This window comes from Stenotrophomonas sp. YJH_SMC_135 (genome assembly GCF_059372355.1).
Genome location: NZ_JCAFVN010000008.1, coordinates 21,594 through 41,932 on the forward strand (window position 1 = coordinate 21,594; position 20,339 = coordinate 41,932).

Below are 20,339 nucleotides of genomic sequence, written 5' to 3' on the forward strand. Positions count from 1 at the left end.
CCCTCTGGTCGGTTGAACGCTGCTACTTCTTCGTGGCCAGCACGATCACCCCGGCCAGCACCAGGCCGATGCCGCTCCACTCCCGCAGGCTGGGCCGCTCGCCCAGCAGGAGATAGGCCAGCACGATCACCAGCACCACGCTGAACTTGTCCACCACGGCCACCTTGGCCAGCTCACCGCTCTGTAGTGCGCGGAAGTAGAACAGCCACGACGCACCGGTGGCCAGCGCCGACAGCACCAGGAACAGCTGGGTGCGCCCCGGCAGCAGCAACGGGTTGGACCATTTACCGGTGACCACCACCAGCGGCAGGATCACCGCCGCCACCACCAGGGTACGGATGGCCATGGCCAGGTCCGGGTCGACACCCTTGACGCCGACCTTGGCGAACAGCGCGGTCAGCGCTGCGAACACGGCGGACAGTCCAGCCCAGAGCAACCATTGCGGTACGTTCTGCACGAAGCCCTCGCTTGCCGCAACCGATGAGCGTGCGCCAACGCTACTCCACCCTGCCATCGGTGGGGCTTCACCTGCCCATCACCGCCGCTACAATGGGGACGGAATCGCCAGGGGGGCGATCTGCAGGGAATGCGCCATGCTTGAACAGGACACCACCCTCGCCCATACCGGGCCGTCGGCCCTTGACCGGGCCCGCCTGTCGTGCGCCGCACGGCTGCCGCTCCCCTTCCCCTTCGTTTCGCAGCAACCTGCCCGTTCCGCGCGGCAGGTTCCTCATTGCCTGCCCTGACCGGAGCCGTCGAAATGTCCGAGAACACCCTCCTTGCCACGCCGGCCGCTACCGCGCCGATCAAGTACCTCGACCGCGCCATGGCCACGCTGCGCAGCCTGGGCCTGGCCGCTCCCCAGGACAACAACGCTCCGGCCATCGCGCTGGTCTCGCAGCTGTCCACCCTTGACCAGGGCCGCGTGGTGGCCATTGCCCGCGTGCTGCAGCAGTCCGGGCATTTCAATGCCGTGATGCGTGATGAAATCAGCTCGGCCAAGGTGTCCGACCGCTATACCGAGATCATCCGCGCCTTCGACAGCATCCGTGACGATGCCAGCACCATGGTCGAACAGGTGCGCGACGGCAGGATCGACATGGGCGAGCGCCTGCAGAACCTGTGGATGAAGGTCACCCGCGGCGACATCCCGAGCCGGTTCGAGAAGATCCGCCGCACATTCCTGGAAGTCAGCCGCGAGTCGGCCGAGCAGCTGCAGCGCGAGTCGCGCGTGCTGGAGATGTACGGCGACTTCCGCCTGTCGATCAAGGATGCCGAGATCCAGGCCCATGAGCTGTTGAAGCTGCAGGAGCAGGCGCTGGCCGATGCCCGCGAGGCGCTGAAGCAGGCGCAGCAGCGCGTGGAGTCGGCCGATCCGGCCGCCGATGCCGCCGACACCGGCCGCCTGGTCATGGCCCGCGACGAGGCCCTGCGCAACAACCAGGCCGAGGAGTCGCGCTACCAGCTGGCCAAGGACCTGGCCGAGAACCTGCAGGTGAACTACGCCACCTCCGAGGCGATCATGCTGCGCGTGCACCAGTCGCACGAGATCAAGCGCCGCGTCAACGAGCGCTCGGTGGTGTTCTTCTCCACCAATGAAACCAGCTTCACCGCCTTGAACCTGGCCTTCACCACGCAGATGGGCCTGCATGAGTCCACGCAGGCGCTCAATGCGATGACCGAGGGCACCTCCAAGGGCCTGGAAGCGGTGGCCAACATCGGCGATGACGTGCTGCACGAGGGCCTGAAGGCCGGCTACGGCGCCACCATCGGCGTCGATTCGGTGCGCAAGCTGGTCGATGCGGTGGTGCGCTTCCAGGAGACCTCGCTGCAGGAGATCGAGCAGCTGCGCGGCCAGGCGACCCGCGACTCGGCCGAGATCGCCGAGTATGTCGAACAGGGCAAGCAGCGCTTCGCCGCCCTGCTGCAGGCGCCGCCGAGCCTGGAGTCGCGCTGAGGTGAGTGCGACGATGGCCCCTGCCGAGCTGCAGGCTGCGCTGCTGACCATGGATGTGGTCGACCAGCTGCGCTACCGCAATGCCGAAATGAAGGCGCTGGCCGACAGCGGCCATGACAAGGCGACGCTGAAGCAGCGCCTGCTTGAGCTGTACCGCTCGCAGGGCATCGAGGTCTCCGACGAGATCCTCGAGGCCGGCATCCAGGCCCAGCGCGAGCAGCGCTACCTCTACACCGCGCCGCGTGGCTGGAAGGCGTGGCTGGCGCGGCGCTGGATCGATCGGGCCCGCCTGTTGAAGTGGGCGCTGCTGGCGGCCTTCCTGCTGCTGGTGCTCGGCATGCTGCTGGTCATGGCACGCAGCTTCGGAGCGTTCGTGCACGAGAGCAACGTGCAGAAGAACGTGCAGGTGCTGAACGACAAGGTGGCCGCGCAGCAACAGGAGGCTGCTGCAGCGCGCGCCCTGCTGGCCGCACAGGAACAGGCCCTGCAGGGGCTGCTGCCACGTGCCACCGCCAGCGGTGGGCGCCTGCAGCCACTAGCCGAAGGCGCACAGGCCGCGCTGGCCGAAGCACAGCGGCGCTTCGCCGGGGTTCCCGCCGCACTGGCCGCACAGCCGACCCTTGTGCGCAAGGACAAGCTCACCCGGCTCAGCAGTGGTGGCAGTGCCACCGGCGAGCAGGCGGCCGCGCAGGTTGAGCAGCATCGGCAGGCCGCCGCGCAGCTGCTGGCGAATGCCAGGGAAACCCTGCCGCCGCTGACCGAGCGGGTGAACATTCTCGGCCAGGCGATCGAGGCCAGCGAGCTGCTGGATACCACCAACGCCGCTGCAAAGGCGGCACGCCTCGCGCCGGATGCAGAGCAGGCGCGCGCACGCGCCTACACCGGCGGCGACGTGGCACTGCGCGCGGGCGACATGGCCGCGGCCGGCCAGGCGGTAGCGACCCTGAAGGAGCTGATCGGCAGCGCCGCCACGCTGGCCGCGCTCAACGAGCGGTTGGCCCAGCTCAAGGCCGACGGCCTCGCCACCGGTGTCGCCGGCGAAGACCGCAAGCGCTTCGAGCGTGCGCTGGAGCAGGCCGCCCGCCTGATCCGGGTCGAGACGCTGGCCGAAGCCGGGCCGGCCCTGGACGAGGTCAACCAGCTGGTGGGGCTGCTGTCGCAGACCCTGGTCTACCGCATCGTCAACCGTGACGATGAACGCACCGGCGTCTGGCGCTACAACGAAAAGGCCAATGGTGGCCGCAACTACTATCTGGTGACCGAAGCGCTGGACGAGGCCGGCAATGCTGCCGAACTGCCGATCCGCAACGAGGAAACCGGCAAGGAGGAACGGGTCTCGGTGTTTGCCGTGCGCGTGCCCGAGGCCACCTACAACCGGGTTGCCGCCGACAAGCAGGACAACGGCATCATCGAAGACGACCAGATCGGCAGCAAGCCGCGCGGCAGCCTGTCGCCGCGGTTCCGCATGCCCGCCACCGGTGGCTACATCACCCAATGGTGATGGGTAAGGAACTGACATGAGAGACCTGAACGACGCGATTGCCGATGTCGAAACCGATATCGGCCAGGTGCAGGCACAACTGGCCGCGCGTGGCGACCAGTGCCGGGAGCTGACCAAGGAACAGGAAGCGCTGCACGGGCGGATCCGCGACGACTTCAACGCCCTGGCGCGCCTGCAGGCCGAGGCCGCAAACGATGCGCCGCCGATGCTGGCCCGGGACCTGCTGCAGCAGTCCAGCGCAGATCTGCAGCGCCGTGACCGCAAAGCGGCGGTGCTGGACGACGAACTGCAGGCGCTGCTGGACATCGAGCAGTCGTTGCAGCAGCGGTCGCAGGAGGCCGTTGCCGCACGCGACGCCGCCGGCGGACGCTGGCAGGCCCTGCAGGACCAGGTGGACACCACGCTGGAAGCGGAACCTACCTACAGGGCGCTGCAGGACGACCTGCAGCTGGCCGTGGCGCGTGCCGACACGGTCGAGCGCATGGCTTCCTCTGCCCAATCGGAGCATGACGCCAAGGCCGGCGCCTATCAGGCCGACCCGATCTTCATGTACCTGCACCGGCGCAGCTACGGCAGCACGGCCTACGACGGCTGGCCACTGGTGCGCACCGTCGACGGCTGGCTGGCCGAACTGTGCGGCTTTGACCGTGCCCGTCGCGAGTACGCGACGCTGGTCGAGCTTCCGCCCTATCTGCAGGAACATGCCCGACGCGCCCGCGACGACGTGGAGGCGGCCCGCCAACCGGTACAGCAGGCCCGCGATGCCGCCCTCGCCCGCGCCGGTGGCGACCCGCTGCGCCAGCAGCTGCAGACGGCACAGGGCGCAGTAGCGCAGGCGCTGCTGGCCGAGCAGCTGCATCGTCAGACCGTGGATGCCAAGCAGGCACAGATCGACGGCTTCCGCAGTTGGACCGATGCCGAAGGCAGCGCCCTGCTCACCGCGCTGGCGCGCACGCTGTCGGCCAAGAGCATGGACGACCTGTACCGGCGCGTCGCCGCCACCGCCTCCGGCGAGGACGATGCCGTGCTAGAGCGCATCCATCGCAGTCGCCTGCGCCTGGGCGAGATCGATGGGATGGTAGGCGAGCACACCCGCGAAATGGCCGTACTGAAAAAGCGCCTGGACAGCCTGCAGGCGGCGCGCAGGAGCTACCAGGCGGCAGCAGACATCGAGCGCCAGGCGTACGAGGCGCCGAGCTACCGGGCCGCCGCGCCGGCCACCGTCGCCGCATCCTTCTTCAGCACCACCAGCAGCCGAAGCACCACCCGCTCCTCTGGCAGCCTGTTCGACCTGCTTTCGGGCGGTTCCAGCAGTTCCGGCTCGGGTTCGAGCTCCAGTTCGAGCTCCAGCTCCAGCTCCAGCTCCAGTTCCAGTTCCAGCGGCAGCAGCTTCCACAGCGGCGGTGGTATCAGCGGCGGCGGTGACTTCAAGACCGGCGGCGGGTTCTAGCCCGGCAACGGCCGGGTGCGCCGCTTCAGCCGCGCATCCAGCAACCCCACGCCCAGCAGCACCAGGCTGGTCAGCCATCCGGCGGCCAGCAGGTGCATCCAGGGCAACACCAGGCCCAGCATCAGTAGTGCGGCGGCGCCCAGCAGGTGCGAGCGCGGCGCGCGCCCATAGACCACGTGCTTGTACAGGGCACTGCCCAGCAGATAGATCAGCGGGCCCGCCACCATCACCGTGGCGTACACCGTGGTGACGGCCGCCGCCGGATGGTCCATGACCAGATCGTTGCCCACCGCGGTGGCGATGATGCCGGCGATCAGCAGGGCATGCACGTAATGGAAATTGGCGCCCATCCGGCCCGGGTCTTCGGCGTGGGTGATGGCCTCTGTGGCATCGCGGCTGGAGATGCCGAAGTACAGCCACCACATGGCAATCGTGCCAGCGAAGGTGGCCAGCACCGCCGAGATCACCTGCAGGCTCCAGTGCTCGACGTCGCTTAGCACGCCCCCGGTGGCCAGCAACGTCTCGCCCAGTGCGACGATGACGAACAGCTGGCAGCGTTCGGCCAGGTGACCGCCCTCGATGGTCCAGTCGCGGGTGTGCGACCGGCCCATGCCCGGGAACGCGAAGCCGAACATCGGCGAGATGTATTCGCAGGCCGCCGCCATCGCCCACAGTGCCAGCCGCAGGTGGCCCTCGGCCGCCGCGCCGACCAGCCAGAAGCAGGCCGACACGCTGACCCAGGCCAGCATGCGGCGGAAGTTCGGCGCCAACGTATGGTTGCGGCCGACTTCCAGCAGCACGAACGCGGTGCGTCCGACCTGCATCGTGGCGTACGCCCCGGCGAAGATCCACGCACGATCGGCGAACGCCTCGGGAATGGACGAGGACATCAACAACGCCAGCAGCATGGTGGCGAACATCACGCCCCGGATCCGCGGCGCCTCCGGGTCGAACCAGTTGCTGACCCAGCACGCGTACTGCCAGCCGAGCCAGACCGCGAACCACAGCACCAGGGTCTGCAGCACGCCGGCCAGGTCCAGGTGGTGCAGCAGATGGTGGCTGAGCTGGGTGACCGCAAACACGTAGACCAGGTCGAAGAACAGTTCTTCGTAGGTCACGCGGGCATGATGGCCATCGCGGTGGCGCAGCGCGGGCAGGCGCAGTCGGGTACTCATGGAACTCCTTCAGCGCGCCAGGCGCCAGTACAGGAAACCGGCAAGTAGCGCCGGCACGGCGAATACCAGCAACAGGATCGGCAGCTCCTCGCGTACCGCGTAGCCGGCCTTGCTGACCCCTACCCACATGTTGGCCACGGCCACCAGCAGCCAGGTGGCGATGAAGGCGATCAGTGCCGTGGGCAGCTGCGAGGTGCCCGTGCTCCAGAGATGGCCAAACAGCACGAATACCCCCAGCAGCAGTACGCCACCCAGCATCACCATGAGCACGTGCATGGTCCACCTCCTTGAGCCTGGTAGCAGGCTAGCCCCGGCCGATTCTGCGCTCCAGCCCGTGGAGGTGGATTCACAATCCATGGCCAGCGAACAATCCCTGGGCAGGCTGCGGCGCACCTTATTGCAGCCATGAATTATTCGCGAAACGGTCCGCCCCGCCCGCGTGCTAGTTTCATCCGACCCTGCCCAGACACCTCTCCGCCATGCGCCTTTGCCTGACGACCCTTGCCCTGACTGCCACACTTGCCTTTGATGTGACTGCCGCCGACGCACCGCTGCCGCAGCTGCAGGCCTACACCGTGGACGCCTCGTGGCTGCAGCCGATGGCACCGCTGCAGATTGCCGACCACACCTGGCAGATCGGCACCGAGGACCTGACCGCGCTGCTGGTGCAGACCGCCGACGGTGCGGTACTGCTCGACGGCGGCATGCCGCAGATGGCCGGTCACCTGCTGGACAACATGAAGGTACGCGGGGTGGCAGCACAGGATCTACGGCTGATCCTGCTCAGCCACGTACACGCCGACCATGCCGGGCCAGTGGCGGAGCTGAAGCGCCGTACCGGCGCCAGCGTAGCGGCCAACGCCGAATCGGCGGTGCTGCTGGCGCGCGGTGGCAGCAACGACCTGCACTTTGGCGACAGCATCACCTTTCCGCCGGCCAGCACCGACCGCATCATCATGGATGGCGAGGTGGTCACCGTAGGCGGCATCGCGTTCACCGCGCACTTCATGCCGGGGCACACCCCAGGCAGCACCGCCTGGACCTGGACCGATACCCGCGATGGCCAGCCGGTGCGCATCGCCTACGCCGACAGCCTGAGTGCGCCGGGCTACCAGCTGCAGGGCAACGCCCGTTATCCACGCCTGGTCGAGGACTACCGGCGCAGCTTCGCTACGGTGCGCGCCCTGCCCTGCGACCTGCTGCTGACGCCGCATCCGGGCGCCAGCAACTGGAACTATGCCGCGGGTGCAGAGGCCGGAGCCAACGCCCTGACCTGCAAGGCCTACGCGGATGCGGCCGAGAAGAAGTTCGACGCACAGCTGGCCAAGGAAACAGCCACGGCACGCTGATCCTGTAGAGCCGAGCCCATGCTCGGCTTGCCGGCCAAACACAGCCGAGCATAGGCTCAGCCCTACACAGGACGCGTCGAAGGGTGCCGGTCGGGACGACCGGCACCCGCCTTCCATCAGCCACCCTGCCCGTGCTGGGCAAACGGCTCGGTGCTGCCGTCGGTCCGCACCAGCTCGACGGTGTACGACTGCACGTAACCATCCGGCATTTCCATGCCCGGCGAACCGGCCGGCATGCCGGGCAGCACCAGCCCGCGTGCGGCCGGGCGTTCGGCCAGCAGGCGCTTGATGTCCTCGGCCGGGATGTGGCCTTCGACCACATAACCGCCGATCTCGGCGGTATGGCAGGAGGCCTTGCCGACCGGCACGCCCAGGCGGACCTTGATCGGATTCATGTCATCGGTATCGCGCACGTCCACCTGGAAGCCCGCGGCCTTCAGGTGGTCGACCCAGATACCGCAACAGCCACAGCTGGCGGTCTTGTGCACGATGGCCACCGGCAGGGCCGGATCGACCTTGGCCGGGCTGGCCTGGATCGGTGCCACCGGTGCCGTGCTGGCGACCGGTGCGGCGGCGGATTCTTCGGCGGCACGTGCACAGGCGGTGGTGGCCAGCACGGTGCCCAGCAGCAGGCCGAGGGAGAGAGAACGGTTCATTGAGTGATTCCTTTGCTGAGGCGGGCAACGCGGCCCGCCGCCCGCGCATCGAAGGCGCAGGCAGAGGCGAGAAAGAGCCGAACAGTCATGGCAGGCGCTTGAGCGCCTGCAGGACATCACACGATGGGGGGACGCAACGGGTCCGGCATCGGCGGCGATGCGCGTTGGTGGAAACGGGCAGCTACAGGCGCCTCGCGCCACGGCGAGGCGGGCGTTCCACTCAACGTGGCCAGCATGCCAAGGCAGGCTGGCGGGCATTCGCACTCACCGCTCTGGCAGGCCGCCCGGGCCGCATCATCGCAGCAGCCGGCTGCCGCCAGCGCAGCCGCGTGCGGTGCAGCGCAGTGATCCTGGTTGGCCGACCCGCCGTACGAAGACGAGCCAAGCGCCAGCGCCGGTGCATTCAGCACCAGGGCAACGAGCAGCATCCATCTCAGCAGCAGGCCAGGCAGGTTCACCCGCCGATGATAGCCGATGCGCGTCACGCAATCGCCGCCGCCATCGCCCGCATCCGCACCGGGATCGACTTCGCTGCGGGTGTGCCGCTGATCCGGTCGTAGTAGTCCAGCGGCAGCAACGGGTTCAGTTCCGGGTAGTAACCGGCCAGCGCGCCGCGCGGCATCGGGTAGTCCAGCACCGTCAGGCCCTCGATGCGGCGCTGCACGCCATCGCCGCTGATCGTCTCCAGGCTGACCAGCGCCTCCTTCTCCAGCCCGCGCGCCAGCCGGTCCTCGATGTTCATGAACAGCACCATGCGATCGTTGTACACGCCGCGATAGCGATCGTTGTAGCTGTAGATGGTGGTGTTGTACTGATCGTGCGAGCGTACCGTGGCCAACCGCAGCATGTCCGGATCGTGCACCGGATCGTCCACGTCCAGGCCAGGCATCACCAGGATGTTGGCCTTGCCATTGGGCGTGGGCCACACGCGGCGGCGCGGCGGAATGTCCAGATGGAAACCGTGTGGCTGCTGGATGCGCTCGTTGAAGCCGGTGTAGATCTCCGGATACACCGCGGCAATCAGCTCGCGGATGGGCGCGTAGTCGTGCATGCAGCCGGCCCAGTCAACCCTGCTGTCGGGCAGCGTGGCCAGTGCCATGCGGCAGACGATCTCGACCTCGGGCAACACCTCGGCACTGACCGGCTCCAGTACCCCGCGCGACGCGGTGACATTCGACATCGCGTCTTCGATGGTGACGAACTGCTCGCCGGCCGGCGTAACGATGCGCTCCGAGCGCGCCACCACCGGCAGGATCAGTGCATCGCGGCCATGGACCAGGTGCCCGCGGTTGAGCTTGGTGGCGATGCCCACGGTGAGCTCCAGGCCACGCATTGCCTCATACGCACGCGGGGTATCGGGCACGGCATGGATGAAGTTGCCACCCAGGCCGATGAACACCTTGGCGCTGCCGTCCAGCATCGCCTCGATGGATTCGACCACGTGATGGCCGTGCTCACGCGGCGGGTCGAAACCGAACACCTGCTGCACGCGGTCCAGATAGGCCGGCTTGGGCTTCTCGTCGATGCCGACGGTGCGGTCGCCCTGCACATTGGAATGCCCACGGATCGGTCCGATGCCGGCGCCGGGCTTGCCGAAGTTGCCACGCAGCAACAGCAGGTTGGCGACCTGCTGCAGCAGGCGCGAGCCGTACTGGTGCTGGGTCAGCCCCATGCCGTAGCAGATCACGGTGGCCTTGGAACGGATGTAGATCTCCGCACAGCGGCGGATCTGCGCCTGCGAAATGCCGGACACCTGCACGATCTGGTCCCAGTCCTGCGCCATCACGTCTTCGCGCAGCGCCTCCAGGCCCACCGTGTGTTCCGACAGGAAATCATGGTCGAGCACGCGCTCGCCCTGTGCCTCACGCTCGAACATCACCTTCATCATGCCCTTGATCAGGGCCAGGTCGCCGCCGATGCGGATATGCACGAACTCGCTGGTGATCTCGGTCGAACCGAACGTGGCCATCTGCACCACGTCCTGCGGCTCGGCGAAGCGGATCAGCGCACGCTCGGGCATCGGATTGACCGCCACGATCGGGATGCCGCGTTTACGCGCCTCGACCAGGTTGCTCATCATCCGCGGTGAATTGGTGCCGGTATTCTGGCCGATCACGAAGATCGCCTCGGCATGCTCGAAGTCCTGCAGCACGATGGTGCCCTTGCCCACCCCGATGGCCGGCGGAAGGCCACGGCTGGTCGGCTCGTGGCACATGTTCGAGCAGTCCGGGAAATTATTGGTGCCGAACTCGCGCACGAAGATCGAATACAGGAACGCGGCTTCATTGGGCGTGCGGCCGGAGGTGTAGAACTCGGCCTGGTGCGGGCTGTCCAGCGCCTGCAGGTGGCGGCCGATCAGCGCGAAGGCATCGTCCCAGCTGCACGGCACGTAGTGGTCGGTGGCTGCGTCGTAGCGCATCGGCTCGGTCAGCCGGCCCTGCATCTCCAGCCAGTAGTCGGTCTGCGCCATCAGTTCGGTCACGGTGTACCGGGCGAACAGTTCGCGGCCGGCGCGGAACTGGGTGGCTTCCCAGGCCAGTGCCTTCGCGCCGTTCTCGCAGAACTCCAGCTTCTTGCGTTCGTCGGCATCGGGGAACGCGCAGCTGGGGCACTTGAAGCCACCGGGCTGGTTCATCGCCAGCAATGCCTTCGATCCCTTGCCGATCACACTCTGCTGCAGCAGCACCTTGGCCGTGGCGCCGGCGGCACCCCAGCCTCCGGCGGGCTGGTTGTAGGGCTTGTAACGCGGCGGTTTCTGCTCGGACATGTTCGGGAACCTGGCAGTAGGAACGCAACAACGAACGGCACAACGCGGTCCGGCGGTGCATTCAGTGGCACGACCAGCCGCACAGTCAAGCACGGCCCACGGCGCTTCGCCAGAGGGCACAGGCTGATTTCAGCACAACCTGCCATGGCAACGGTTACAGCCGCGTCTGCGCGCGACCACTGCGCTATCCTCGAAACCGCAGGCGGTGGCCCGCCCGCGTTTCTCCCTTGTCCGGACGCGCTGCATGCCTGATTCGATCCCGCCGCACACCCCGCCTGCCGGCACCGCCCAACGCCCGTTGCAGCGCTGGCGCGGCGGCACGCAACAGCAGCAGGTCGACGTGGTGGCCGAGGAAGTGCCGGTGGCGCTGCGCTACAACGATGCCGCTTTTGCCGTGATGATGGCCACACCCTGTGATCTGGAGGACTTCGCACTCGGATTTTCGCTCAGCGAAGGCCTGATCAGCGCGCCCTCGCAGCTGCTGTCGATCGATATCCACCCACAGCTGGAAGGCATCGAGCTGCAGATGACCGTGGACGAGGCTGCGCCCGGCGCAAGCCTCGACCCCGACAAGGGACGCCTGCTGCCCGGCCGTGGTGGCTGTGGCCTGTGCGGCACGCGCCAGCTGGAAGAAGTGCTGCGCCCACTGCCGCAGATCCGCGAGCGCCGCAGCTATTCCGCCACCGCCCTGCAGCGGGCGTTGGCCAGCTTGGCGCAGCACCAGCCGATGAATGCGGCAAGCGGTTCGATCCATGCCGCGGCCTGGGCCGACGCCAGTGGGCGCATCGGCTGGGTACGCGAGGACGTCGGCCGCCACAATGCACTGGACAAGCTGATCGGCGCCCTGCACCACAACGAACACGCCATCGAAGGCGGCCTGCTGGTGATTTCCAGCCGGGCCAGCTACGAGATGGTGAGCAAGGCAGTGCGCGCCGGCGCCAGCGTGCTGGCGGCAGTGTCCGCGCCGACCGCGCTGGCGATCGATCTGGCCCGCAGCGCCGGCCTGTGCCTGGTCGGGTTCGCGCGGGAAAGCGGGTTCAATGTGTATACCCATCCGGAGCGGCTGCAGGCGCACGACGGCCACGCCCGCTGAGGATGGCCGGGAGCACTGCGTCCCCCGGCCCGGTACGCCTCAGCGCAGCGCGACCTTCGGGAAGTCCACCGGCACGTCGAACGCCACGTTGACGTAGTTGGTGAACAGGTTGAGCGCCACATGCGCGAGGATCTCGACGACCTGCTCATCATCGAAGCCGGCCGCGCGCAGCGCCTGCACGTCGCCGTCGGCGATCTGCGCACGCTGCTCGACCACCTTCAACGCGAAGTCGAGCGCCGCCGCAGTGGCCGGGTCGCTGGACTGGCCGATCTGCGCGGCAGCCATTTGCTCACTGCTGGCGCCGGCCTTGCGGCCCAATGCCGTGTGTGCGGCCAGGCAGTACTCGCAGGCGTTGCGGTTGGCGATGGCCACGGCGATCTGCTCGCCCAGCAGCGGCGACAGGCGACCGCCGCCCAGCGCGCCGAACGAACCCCACATGCTCTGCAGGGCAGCCGGCGAGTTGGCCACGGCGCGGAACATGGCCGGGGTGGCGCCGAAGGCAGCGTGGACCTGGCCCAGCAGGGCCTGGCGGTCGGCGGTGGTGTTGGCGGCATCGATCAGAGGGACACGGGACATGGTGGATCTCCTTGGGAAAGCGCCCGGGATTGGACGACCCGCTCATCCTAGGTAGACTCCCTGGACGTAACATCCTCAATGAGCCACATATGTTGTCCATACGTCCATGAGCATGCCTGCCGCCACCCCTGCGCCAGATCGACTCTCCTCGCTGCTGGAACGCTTCCGGGTGCAGGCGGCGCTGTTCCACAGTGGCCCGCTGTGCGGGCAGCATGTCTTCGAGCCGCAGCCCGGTCGTGCGTTCCTGCACATCCTGCGCCAGGGTGAGATGGAAGTCCGTCATCCTGGGGGCGATAGCGCGCTGCCCCGCTTGAAGATCGATACACCCAGCCTCCTGCTGTATCCGCAGCCGCTGCACCATGTGTTCTTCAACGCTCCGCTGGACGGCCCGGATTTCACCTGTGCCACGCTGGATTTCGATGGTGGCGCGCGCAATCCGATCGTGCAGTCGCTGCCACCGGTGATGGTGGTACCGCTGGCCGCGATCACCGAACTGGATGACACCCTGCAGCTGCTGTTCGCCGAAGCCGATCGCCAGCGCTGCGGGTCACGGCTGCTGACCAACCGCCTGTTCGAGGTGGCGCTGATCCAGATCCTGCGCTGGGTGGTCGACCACCCGGATGCAGCCGGCGTCAGCCACGGGTTGATGCGGGGGCTGTCCGATGCGCGGCTGGCACGCGCGCTGGTGGCGATGCACCAGGCACCGCAGGACGAATGGACGCTGCCGCGCATGGCCGCGACCGCCGGCATGTCGCGCAGCGCGTTCGCGGCCGTGTTCAAGGACGTGATGCAGGCAACGCCAGCCAGCTACCTGCTGGACTGGCGGCTGAGCCTGGCCTGCGCGCAGCTGCGGGCCGGCGTGGCGGTCAAGCAGGTGGCGATCGAGGTGGGGTTTGCCGATACCGCTTCGTTGTCGAAGGCGTTCCGCAAGCGGCTGGGGGCGTCGCCGAGGGCGTGGTTGGCCGCGGGAGCCGCGCAGGCTGGGTAAAGGCGAGGGGGTAGAGTCGACCGCTGGTCGACTATCGCGCGACGCGCGGGATTTTCGTTGTCCGACCGAAGGGCAGTCGACCAACAGTCGACTCTACCGATGCGGCATTTTCGTGATCTGACCGAAGGGCAGCCGACCAGCGGTCGGCTCTACCACGGGCGATGTCGGCGCGCCCGCTGCCCGCTCAACTGGACGTTCCATCGGGCTTCGCCAGCAGCCCGGCGATCCGTTCGGCCACCTGGGCGCGCACGCTTTCATCCAGCTGCCCCTCGTACATCGCCTCGTAGATCCACAGGCCGTCGGCGGCCAGCCGTGCCACGAAATTGTCGAGCGCGGCCGGGTCGCTCTGCCCGGTCGACGGCGGCAACGGCGCCCAACGCCGTACCGCCGGCCCCCACGGGCGCTCATCGGCGTCCGGGTCGGCCGATTCGAGCATGAACATCAGCTCGGCACGGGTAGCGCTCTGCGCCGAGACGCGCACGAAGGTCTGGTAACGCTCCAGCGCCGAGGCTTCGTCTGCACGCTTGCCCAGCAGCGTTTCCATCGACGCCTCCCAGGCCTGCACCAGGTGCTCGTCGATGCCGCGCAGCAGTGCCTCGCGCGACGGGAAGTGGTACAGCAGGCCGCCGCGGGTCAGCTTGGCCTCGGCCGCCACCGACTCGAAGGTCACCGCACGCACGCCGTCACGATTGATCACGTTGACGGCGGCGTCGAGGATGCGGTCGCGCTTGCTGGTTCTCATCGCTTCATTTTACGCGATCGGCCGCACCCTCGCGGCTGCCGACGCGGCCGCGCAGCAGGCGCGCGATGATCGACGCGCCCAGCGCCAGCACCACCGTGATCACCAGCAGCACGATCTGGTAGCCGCGGTCATACGCGGCCGTGGCCAGTGCGAACCACTCGCCCTGCCCGCTTTCACGTGCCACGTGCAGCGCCTGGGTGAAGCCTTCCCGTGCAAGCGCGGGCATGTCGGCCGAGACCGGCAGGAATGCGCCATACATCGCCGCGCTCAAGCTGCCCAGCATCGCCACCGCCAGCAGGCCGCCGAACTCGTAGGACACCTCTTCCACCGACGAGGCCATGCCCGCACGGTGCGCCGGTACGTTGTTGAGGATGGCGGTGGACGCCACCGAGATGGCCGAACCCATGCCGAAGCCGGTGATCGCCATGCCGGCGACCACCCAGCCGAGGCCGTGCGGGAAGCCGAATGCCACCACGCCGACACCCAGCGCACCTGCGGCCAGGCCGCCACAGATCAGCGGGCGCAGGCCCACCCGGTGCAGGATGCTGCCGCCCAGCAGCGCACTGGGCAGGCTGCCAAGCGCGGCCACCGACACCAGCAGGCCCGCCTGCAGCGGCGAAAAGCCCGCCACCAGCTGGAAGCGCTGGGTGGTGACCAGCTGCAGGCCGGCCATCGCAAACAGGGTGAACACCGCCGACAGCGTGCCGGCCAGGAACGCCGGATTGCGGAAGATCGCGAAGTCCAGCAGCGGGTACGGCAGCTGCTGCTGGCGGCGCGCGAACGCCGCACCACTGATGGCGGCCAGCAGCAGCGCGCCTGCACCCAGCGCATACGACGGCGGCGTAGCGATCAGTGACTTGATCGCCAGCACCAGGCCGGACAGTGCAGCCAGAGCCAGCAGCGACGAAACCAGGTCCCACGGTCGCGAGGTGTCGCGCTGGCCTTCCGGTGCCAGCAGCAACGTGGCCACGAACGCGACCACCACCACCGGCACGTTGATCAGGAACACCGAGCCCCACCAGAAATGCTGCAGCAGCCAGCCACCGATGATCGGGCCAAGCGCCGCACCGACGATCGCCACCGAACCCCAGATCGCGATGGCGATGTTGCGTTCGCGCGCTTCGTGGAAGCTCAGGCCGATCAGCGCCAGCGTGGCCGGCATCATCGCGGCCGCGCCGACCGCCAGCAAGGCGCGCGCGGCAATCAGCTGCCCTGCGGTGTCGGCGAACGCCGCTGCCAACGATGCCACGCCGAACACCACCAGGCCGATCAGGAACATGCGGCGGTGGCCGATGCGGTCGCCCAGCGTACCCGCGCCCAGCAGCAGGCCGGCCATCACCAGCGGATAGGCGTTGATGATCCACAGCGCCTGGCCGGCACTGGCCGAGAGTTCTTCGGTCAGCGTGGGCAGGGCGGTGTAGAGCACGGAGTTGTCGAGCGTGACCAGCAGCAGGCCGGCGGCAACGGTGAACAGCAGTGCCCAGCGACGGGCACGCGACAGGGCCGGAGCACCGGCCAAGGGCTGGGACAAAGCCATGGGAGAACCTGATGGGGGTGGATTACGATCATAACTATACCGGATGTCCTGTATAGTTATGAAGGCGGCGACAGCGGTTCAGATTGCGGTGCGGGCAATGTTCATGTTGCCGTGCCCCTCATGCCGGGTCGTGGCTGGTGTCCGGGATCTTCACCGGCAGTCTTCCGGCAGCGCAGCAATCGCCGCTACCACCGCCGCCTGCATGCCCTGCCCCACGGCCATGTCCAGCTCCCCGCCCGTTGCCCCGTGCTGGCGCCGCAGCTCGTCCTCGCACAGGCCGCGCACCTGCGCGCGGGCATTCGCGCGCAGGCTGCTGCACCGCCAGTCGGTGCCACCCAGCGGCAGCACCGAATACACCACGCTGTTGCAGGCGTTGCCAGCGCGCTGCTGCAACGACCGTCCACCGAAATCCCGGGGTTCACTGCTGCGCTGCGGGTCGAAGTAGCTGTCCGGGAAGGTGCGCGCGTACTGTTCGATGTCCAACGCCATGCTGCGCCCACCGGCCAACGGCATCTGCAGCAGCTGCCCGCACCGCGTCGCATCGGCGCGATGCTGGATGTACTGGTAGATCGGCCGGTCCAGCGATGGATCCTGCTGGGTCACCGCGCTGACTCCCGCCAGCACCGGCAGCGATGCACGATTGGCCATGCGCGCCAGCAGCCCCGCCTGCGCTGGCTGGCAGCGGTCGCGCACTGTTGCCGCGAGCAGGAACAATACGTCGTTGCGGAACGCGTGATCGTCACCCAGGCGCTGTTCGATGCGCTGGCTGGCATCGGACGCCGGTGCTGGAAACGCAACCGCCGGCGGCGCGGTGGGTGCGCGCTGCCGCTGCCACCACACCAGCAGCACCACCGCGACCAGCAGCACCCCGGCAGCCATGAGCCATCGCCGGCGCATCAGTTGCGGATCGCCGTCAGCGTGGCCGCCGCAGCATCGTAGGACGCGCTGGCGATGTCCGCGTCGAAACGCTTCACCTGCAGGCGGCCGGCAAGCCGGTACGGATCCCACAGGTCGCCCAGCGCGATCGGCGTGGCCAGGGTCACGTGGATGATCTGGTTCGGCGGCGGTGGCGGCACGTGGATGCACGCCCCGTAGAACGGTACGAACAGCAGTTCATCGACCAGGCCTGCATCGTTGGTGCCGAGCGGTACCACGTAGCCATCCAGATCGACCGCGCGACCGTCGACGGCGTCGACCACGCGCGAGGAGCCGAACTGCTTGGCGCGGTCCGGGCTGGAGTGGTCGATCTCCTGCCCCGGCGGCGTGCCGGAGCCGGTGTCGTCGATCAGCCCGCCCACATCATCCATGCCAGTGCGTGACAGACCGATCTGCGGCGGCGGGCGCTGATAGGTGACTTCATCGGGCCGCAGTGCATCCCAACGGTCGATGGCGGCAGCGTCCGTAGCGACTGCAGCCGGCGTGTCCTTCGGCGTGACCACCACGGCATCGCCGCCCGGCGACGTACAGCCCGCCAGCCACAGGCATCCCAGCACCAGCAACAAGGGGCTACGGTTCATAAGGCCTCAGCTGTGCATCGCGCATGGTGTAGGCGGAGCCGGCCAGATCATCATCCAGCCGTTCGGCACGCAGGGTGCCGGCCAGGAAGAACGGCGAGTACATGTCCGGCATCGCGATGGGGCGTGGCAGCACCACGTGCACGATCTGGTTCGGCGGCGGTGGTGGCACGTGGATGCAGGCGCCGTAGTACGGCACGAACAGGAATTCGGTCAGCCGCCCGTCCTGCGCGTTGGCCAGCGGTACCACGTAGCCCGGCAGGCGCACCGGTCGCTGCAGCACCGTGTCCACCGTGCGGAACGTACCGAACTGCGGCATGCGCCGGTTGCCGTTGTGCTCGACCTCCGGGCCCTCGCCCCGCTCCAGCGCGGCCAGCTCGTCCTTCGGCATCATCTGCAACCAGTCCAGTTCCTGCTCTGCCGCATCCGCAGCGTCAGCGCGGTCGACAACCGGCGAGGGTGGCAGGGCCTGCACACCGGTATCAACCGGCCGCTCGCAGGCGGCCAGTGCCAGCAGCATCGGCAGCGACAGCATCCAGCGCATGCTCAGCCTCCCGGCGACAGGCCATCGGCCAGCGTGCGCCGGTAGGCCAGCAACGCCGGCACCAGCCCGGCCACCGCGCTGATCGCCAGCACGCCTGCCACCCAGGCCAGCTCGCGGCCGTCCGGCCAGACATGGGTGATCGACAGGCCAAAGTTGGCCAGGGCCCAGCCGCGCCCGGCCATGCTGGCGACCACGAGAAGCACCAGCGCCAGCGCGCAGGCCACCGCGCTGGTCGCCACCGCCTCCACCACCAGCAGGGCAGCGATGTAACCCGGCCGTGCCCCGGTGGCACGCAGGATCGCCATCTCGCGCCGCCGCTCCTGCAGGGTCGAGACCAGCAGCGCCACCAGCGAGACCATGCCGAGTGCCACCACCATTGCGCTGATCAGCTGCAGCGCCCGTTCGGCCATGCCCAGCGACTGCCACAACTGCTGCAGCGTGACGCCGGGCAGGATCGCCAGCATCGCCTCGTCCGGATACTCGTTGATCCTGCGCTGCACCGAGAACGTGGCGATGCGCGAGTTCAGGCCGAGCATGAAGGCGGTGATGCTGGTCGGGGTCAGATCCAGATGACGCGCCTGCTCGGCGCTGACGCGCTGGCTGCGCAGCTGCACGCCCGATCGCCAGTCGACATGGATCGCCTCGATCGCCGGCAGCGAGACCAGCAGCGACGAGTCGACCGGCGTGCCGGTGCGCTGCAGGATGCCGGAGACCCGGAACGGCTTGTCGGCATGCGTGGCCAGGGTGACCGCGCCGGTGCCGTGCGCCAGCACGATCTGGTCACCGAGACCGACCTTCTGTGCCTGTGCCACCTCGGCACCGATCACCACGTCATACAGGTCATCGAACGGCCGTCCGCTCGCAAACGCAAGCGCGTGCCCGGCGCCGTAGCGGTAGTGCTCGAAATAGCCATCGCTGGTACCGACCACGCGGTAGCCGCGCCAGGAATCGCCCAGCGAAAGTGGCACCGCCCACTTCACCTGCGGCAACGCGGACAGCTCCTGGTAGGACTGCCAGGACACGTTGTTGGTCGGGTCACCGATATGGAACACCGAGTACAGCAGCAGGTTCACCGGCCCCGAACGCGCACCGACGATCAGGTCGGTACCGGACACGGTGCTGGCGAAGCCTTCGTGTGCCTGCGTGCGCACGCGCTCGACGCCCAGCAACAGCACCACGCTGAGGGTGATGACCAGCACGGTCAGGCCCACGCTCAACGCACGGCTGCGCAGGCTGGCCCAGGCAAGCTCAAGCATGGCCGGCACCTGCCTGGTTGATCTGAGACAGGGCAATCGTGCGGTCGAACAACCGCTGCAGGCTGTCGTCATGGCTGACCACCAGCACCGTGGTGCCGGCCGCCTCGCATTGCGCCGACATCAGCTTCAGGAACGCGGTCGCCGCGTCGCGGTCGAGCGCCGAGGTCGGCTCATCAGCCAGCAGCAACGCCGGGCGGCCGATCAGCGCGCGTGCCGCCGCCACGCGTTGTTGCTGGCCGACGCTGAGCGTGCCGGCGCGGCGCTGCATCAGCCCGGGGTCCAGCTGCAGGGCCTGCAGCAGTCGCGCGATCTCGGCATTCAACGGCCCGCTGATGCGCGCACTGCGCAGGCGCGAGAAGCGCAGGCCCAGTGCGATGTTGTCGCGCACGCTGAGAAACGGCAGCAGGTTGAACTGCTGGAAGATCACGCCCAGGTGGTCGGCGCGGAAGCGATCCCGCGCGGCACCGCGCATCGCCTGCAGCGCGTGGCCGGCGACTTCGATGCGGCCCTTGCCGGGCAGCAGCACGCCCGCCAGCAGGCCCAGCAGCGTGCTCTTGCCACCGCCACTGATTCCGCGCAGCAGCACGCTGCTGCCCTGCTCGATCCATAGCCGCGGCACGTCCAGCACCAGCCGCCGGCCATAGCCGAACTGCACGCCATCCAGCACGATCACCGGTCGCATGCTCACGGTGCCGGCACCACGCGCAGATTGTCCGCAGTCAACACGCTGCGGTTCTGGCCATGGGCGGTGGTGCTGTTGACGATCACTTCATGCAGGCCCGGGAACAGCACGGGCAAGCGCACCACGATGGCCCGCAACCCGGCAGGCTTGGTGCACTGGTACCGCAGGGTTGCGCTGAACCCTGCGTGGCGATGCTGACCGGGCGGCGGCGCGGCAGCCATCGCATCGAAGCCCTCGGCCCTGGCATCGTTCGCGATAAGGCGGCAGCCCGCGGCGGTGGGCAAGGTGACCCAGCTGCCGCCCTGCAGCAGCGCAGTCGCACGCGCCAGCGCGGCCTGCTCGGTTGCATTGGCCGGCGGTCGCTCGTAATCAAGGATGCCGATGCCGGGTGCCTGCAGGGCGAATTCCAGCGTCTGCTGGTCAAGCGCAAGATCGACGGTGGCCTGGCCGTGTACGTGCGGTGCGTGCTGGCGGATGTCATGGGCCTGCGCGGCACTGGCAGCCAGCAGCAGGAAAAGAGCAGCAGAACGCTTCATGGGGGAGACTCCAATT

General features: G+C 68.2%; 20 protein-coding genes. 6 read left to right on the forward strand and 14 right to left on the reverse strand.

The window, feature by feature from the left end:
- Nucleotides 1-22: 22 nt before the first annotated feature.
- The gene (locus AC5P98_RS19775) at nucleotides 23-457 is read right to left on the reverse strand and encodes an EamA family transporter (RefSeq protein WP_032962665.1); all 435 of its coding nucleotides are present in this window, start codon (nucleotides 455-457) and stop codon (nucleotides 23-25) included.
- A 303-nt stretch (nucleotides 458-760) separates the two neighbouring features.
- Between AC5P98_RS19775 and AC5P98_RS19780 the strand changes: the two genes are divergently transcribed.
- From AC5P98_RS19780 to AC5P98_RS19790, 3 genes are read left to right on the forward strand one after another with little or no spacing between them, the layout of a single operon-like run.
- Nucleotides 761-1,957: a hypothetical protein gene (locus AC5P98_RS19780; protein ID WP_049408743.1), complete on the forward strand. Its 1,197-nt coding sequence runs from the start codon at nucleotides 761-763 to the stop codon at nucleotides 1,955-1,957.
- Between the two features lie 13 nt (nucleotides 1,958-1,970).
- Nucleotides 1,971-3,458: a DUF6384 family protein gene (locus AC5P98_RS19785; protein WP_049408754.1), complete on the forward strand. Its 1,488-nt coding sequence runs from the start codon at nucleotides 1,971-1,973 to the stop codon at nucleotides 3,456-3,458.
- Nucleotides 3,459-3,474: 16 nt separating this feature from the next.
- A complete protein-coding gene (locus AC5P98_RS19790) occupies nucleotides 3,475-4,908 on the forward strand; it encodes a coiled-coil domain-containing protein (RefSeq protein WP_495230175.1) in 1,434 nt (477 codons plus the stop codon).
- Here AC5P98_RS19790 and AC5P98_RS19795 read toward each other — a convergent pair.
- Together AC5P98_RS19795 and AC5P98_RS19800 are read right to left on the reverse strand one after the other, a co-directional pair.
- Nucleotides 4,905-6,083, reverse strand: coding sequence for a low temperature requirement protein A (locus tag AC5P98_RS19795; RefSeq protein WP_049408741.1), 1,179 nt, complete (start codon nucleotides 6,081-6,083; stop codon nucleotides 4,905-4,907). The two genes, AC5P98_RS19790 and AC5P98_RS19795, sit on opposite strands and share 4 nt — an antisense overlap.
- A 9-nt stretch (nucleotides 6,084-6,092) precedes the next feature.
- Nucleotides 6,093-6,359 (reverse strand): hypothetical protein, encoded by a 267-nt coding sequence (locus AC5P98_RS19800; protein WP_014647303.1) that lies wholly within the window; start codon nucleotides 6,357-6,359, stop codon nucleotides 6,093-6,095.
- A 203-nt stretch (nucleotides 6,360-6,562) separates the two neighbouring features.
- Between AC5P98_RS19800 and blaL1 the strand changes: the two genes are divergently transcribed.
- The gene (blaL1, locus tag AC5P98_RS19805; RefSeq protein WP_495230176.1) at nucleotides 6,563-7,432 is read left to right on the forward strand and encodes a L1 family subclass B3 metallo-beta-lactamase; all 870 of its coding nucleotides are present in this window, start codon (nucleotides 6,563-6,565) and stop codon (nucleotides 7,430-7,432) included.
- Between the two features lie 116 nt (nucleotides 7,433-7,548).
- Here the strand turns inward: blaL1 and AC5P98_RS19810 are convergent, their stop codons facing one another.
- Both AC5P98_RS19810 and AC5P98_RS19815 read right to left on the reverse strand, forming a co-directional pair.
- Nucleotides 7,549-8,088 carry a DUF411 domain-containing protein gene (locus tag AC5P98_RS19810; RefSeq protein ID WP_080354566.1) on the reverse strand — a complete coding sequence of 180 codons (540 nt, stop codon included), beginning with the start codon at nucleotides 8,086-8,088 and terminating at the stop codon, nucleotides 7,549-7,551.
- Between the two features lie 481 nt (nucleotides 8,089-8,569).
- On the reverse strand, nucleotides 8,570-10,855 hold the full coding sequence (locus AC5P98_RS19815) for an FdhF/YdeP family oxidoreductase (protein ID WP_014647307.1): 2,286 nt from the start codon (nucleotides 10,853-10,855) through the stop codon (nucleotides 8,570-8,572).
- A 244-nt stretch (nucleotides 10,856-11,099) separates the two neighbouring features.
- On the opposite strand from AC5P98_RS19815, the gene fdhD reads away from it, so the two are divergent.
- The gene (gene fdhD / locus AC5P98_RS19820; RefSeq protein ID WP_049407937.1) at nucleotides 11,100-11,948 is read left to right on the forward strand and encodes a formate dehydrogenase accessory sulfurtransferase FdhD; all 849 of its coding nucleotides are present in this window, start codon (nucleotides 11,100-11,102) and stop codon (nucleotides 11,946-11,948) included.
- Nucleotides 11,949-11,987: 39 nt separating this feature from the next.
- On the opposite strand, the gene AC5P98_RS19825 is transcribed toward fdhD, so the two are convergent.
- On the reverse strand, nucleotides 11,988-12,524 hold the full coding sequence (locus AC5P98_RS19825) for a carboxymuconolactone decarboxylase family protein (RefSeq protein WP_019659816.1): 537 nt from the start codon (nucleotides 12,522-12,524) through the stop codon (nucleotides 11,988-11,990).
- Between the two features lie 106 nt (nucleotides 12,525-12,630).
- Here AC5P98_RS19825 and AC5P98_RS19830 point away from each other — a divergent pair, with 106 nt between their 5' ends.
- Complete coding sequence (locus tag AC5P98_RS19830) at nucleotides 12,631-13,512, forward strand: AraC family transcriptional regulator (protein WP_197557485.1); 882 nt, start codon at nucleotides 12,631-12,633, stop codon at nucleotides 13,510-13,512.
- A 184-nt stretch (nucleotides 13,513-13,696) separates the two neighbouring features.
- Here AC5P98_RS19830 and AC5P98_RS19835 read toward each other — a convergent pair whose 3' ends face one another.
- From AC5P98_RS19835 to AC5P98_RS19870, 8 genes are all read right to left on the reverse strand, one after another.
- Nucleotides 13,697-14,254, reverse strand: a complete 558-nt coding sequence (locus AC5P98_RS19835) for a TetR/AcrR family transcriptional regulator (protein WP_049407933.1) — start codon at nucleotides 14,252-14,254, stop codon at nucleotides 13,697-13,699.
- Nucleotides 14,255-14,258: 4 nt separating this feature from the next.
- The gene (locus AC5P98_RS19840; protein WP_049407931.1) at nucleotides 14,259-15,791 is read right to left on the reverse strand and encodes an MFS transporter; all 1,533 of its coding nucleotides are present in this window, start codon (nucleotides 15,789-15,791) and stop codon (nucleotides 14,259-14,261) included.
- A gap of 150 nt (nucleotides 15,792-15,941) precedes the next feature.
- A complete protein-coding gene (locus tag AC5P98_RS19845; RefSeq protein WP_049407929.1) occupies nucleotides 15,942-16,688 on the reverse strand; it encodes a hypothetical protein in 747 nt (248 codons plus the stop codon).
- Nucleotides 16,688-17,308, reverse strand: coding sequence for a DUF3299 domain-containing protein (locus tag AC5P98_RS19850; RefSeq protein WP_049407928.1), 621 nt, complete (start codon nucleotides 17,306-17,308; stop codon nucleotides 16,688-16,690). Before AC5P98_RS19850 ends, AC5P98_RS19845 begins: the two co-directional genes overlap by 1 nt.
- Entirely contained in the window at nucleotides 17,298-17,849 is a 552-nt protein-coding gene (locus tag AC5P98_RS19855; RefSeq protein WP_049407926.1) for a DUF3299 domain-containing protein, read from the reverse strand. The genes AC5P98_RS19850 and AC5P98_RS19855 overlap by 11 nt, the downstream gene beginning before the upstream one ends.
- A gap of 2 nt (nucleotides 17,850-17,851) precedes the next feature.
- A complete protein-coding gene (locus tag AC5P98_RS19860) occupies nucleotides 17,852-19,105 on the reverse strand; it encodes an ABC transporter permease (RefSeq protein WP_049407924.1) in 1,254 nt (417 codons plus the stop codon).
- The gene (locus tag AC5P98_RS19865) at nucleotides 19,098-19,793 is read right to left on the reverse strand and encodes an ABC transporter ATP-binding protein (RefSeq protein WP_049407923.1); all 696 of its coding nucleotides are present in this window, start codon (nucleotides 19,791-19,793) and stop codon (nucleotides 19,098-19,100) included. The genes AC5P98_RS19860 and AC5P98_RS19865 overlap by 8 nt, the downstream gene beginning before the upstream one ends.
- Nucleotides 19,790-20,323: a ZrgA family zinc uptake protein gene (locus AC5P98_RS19870; RefSeq protein ID WP_049407921.1), complete on the reverse strand. Its 534-nt coding sequence runs from the start codon at nucleotides 20,321-20,323 to the stop codon at nucleotides 19,790-19,792. The genes AC5P98_RS19865 and AC5P98_RS19870 overlap by 4 nt, the downstream gene beginning before the upstream one ends.
- Nucleotides 20,324-20,339 lie beyond the last annotated feature (16 nt).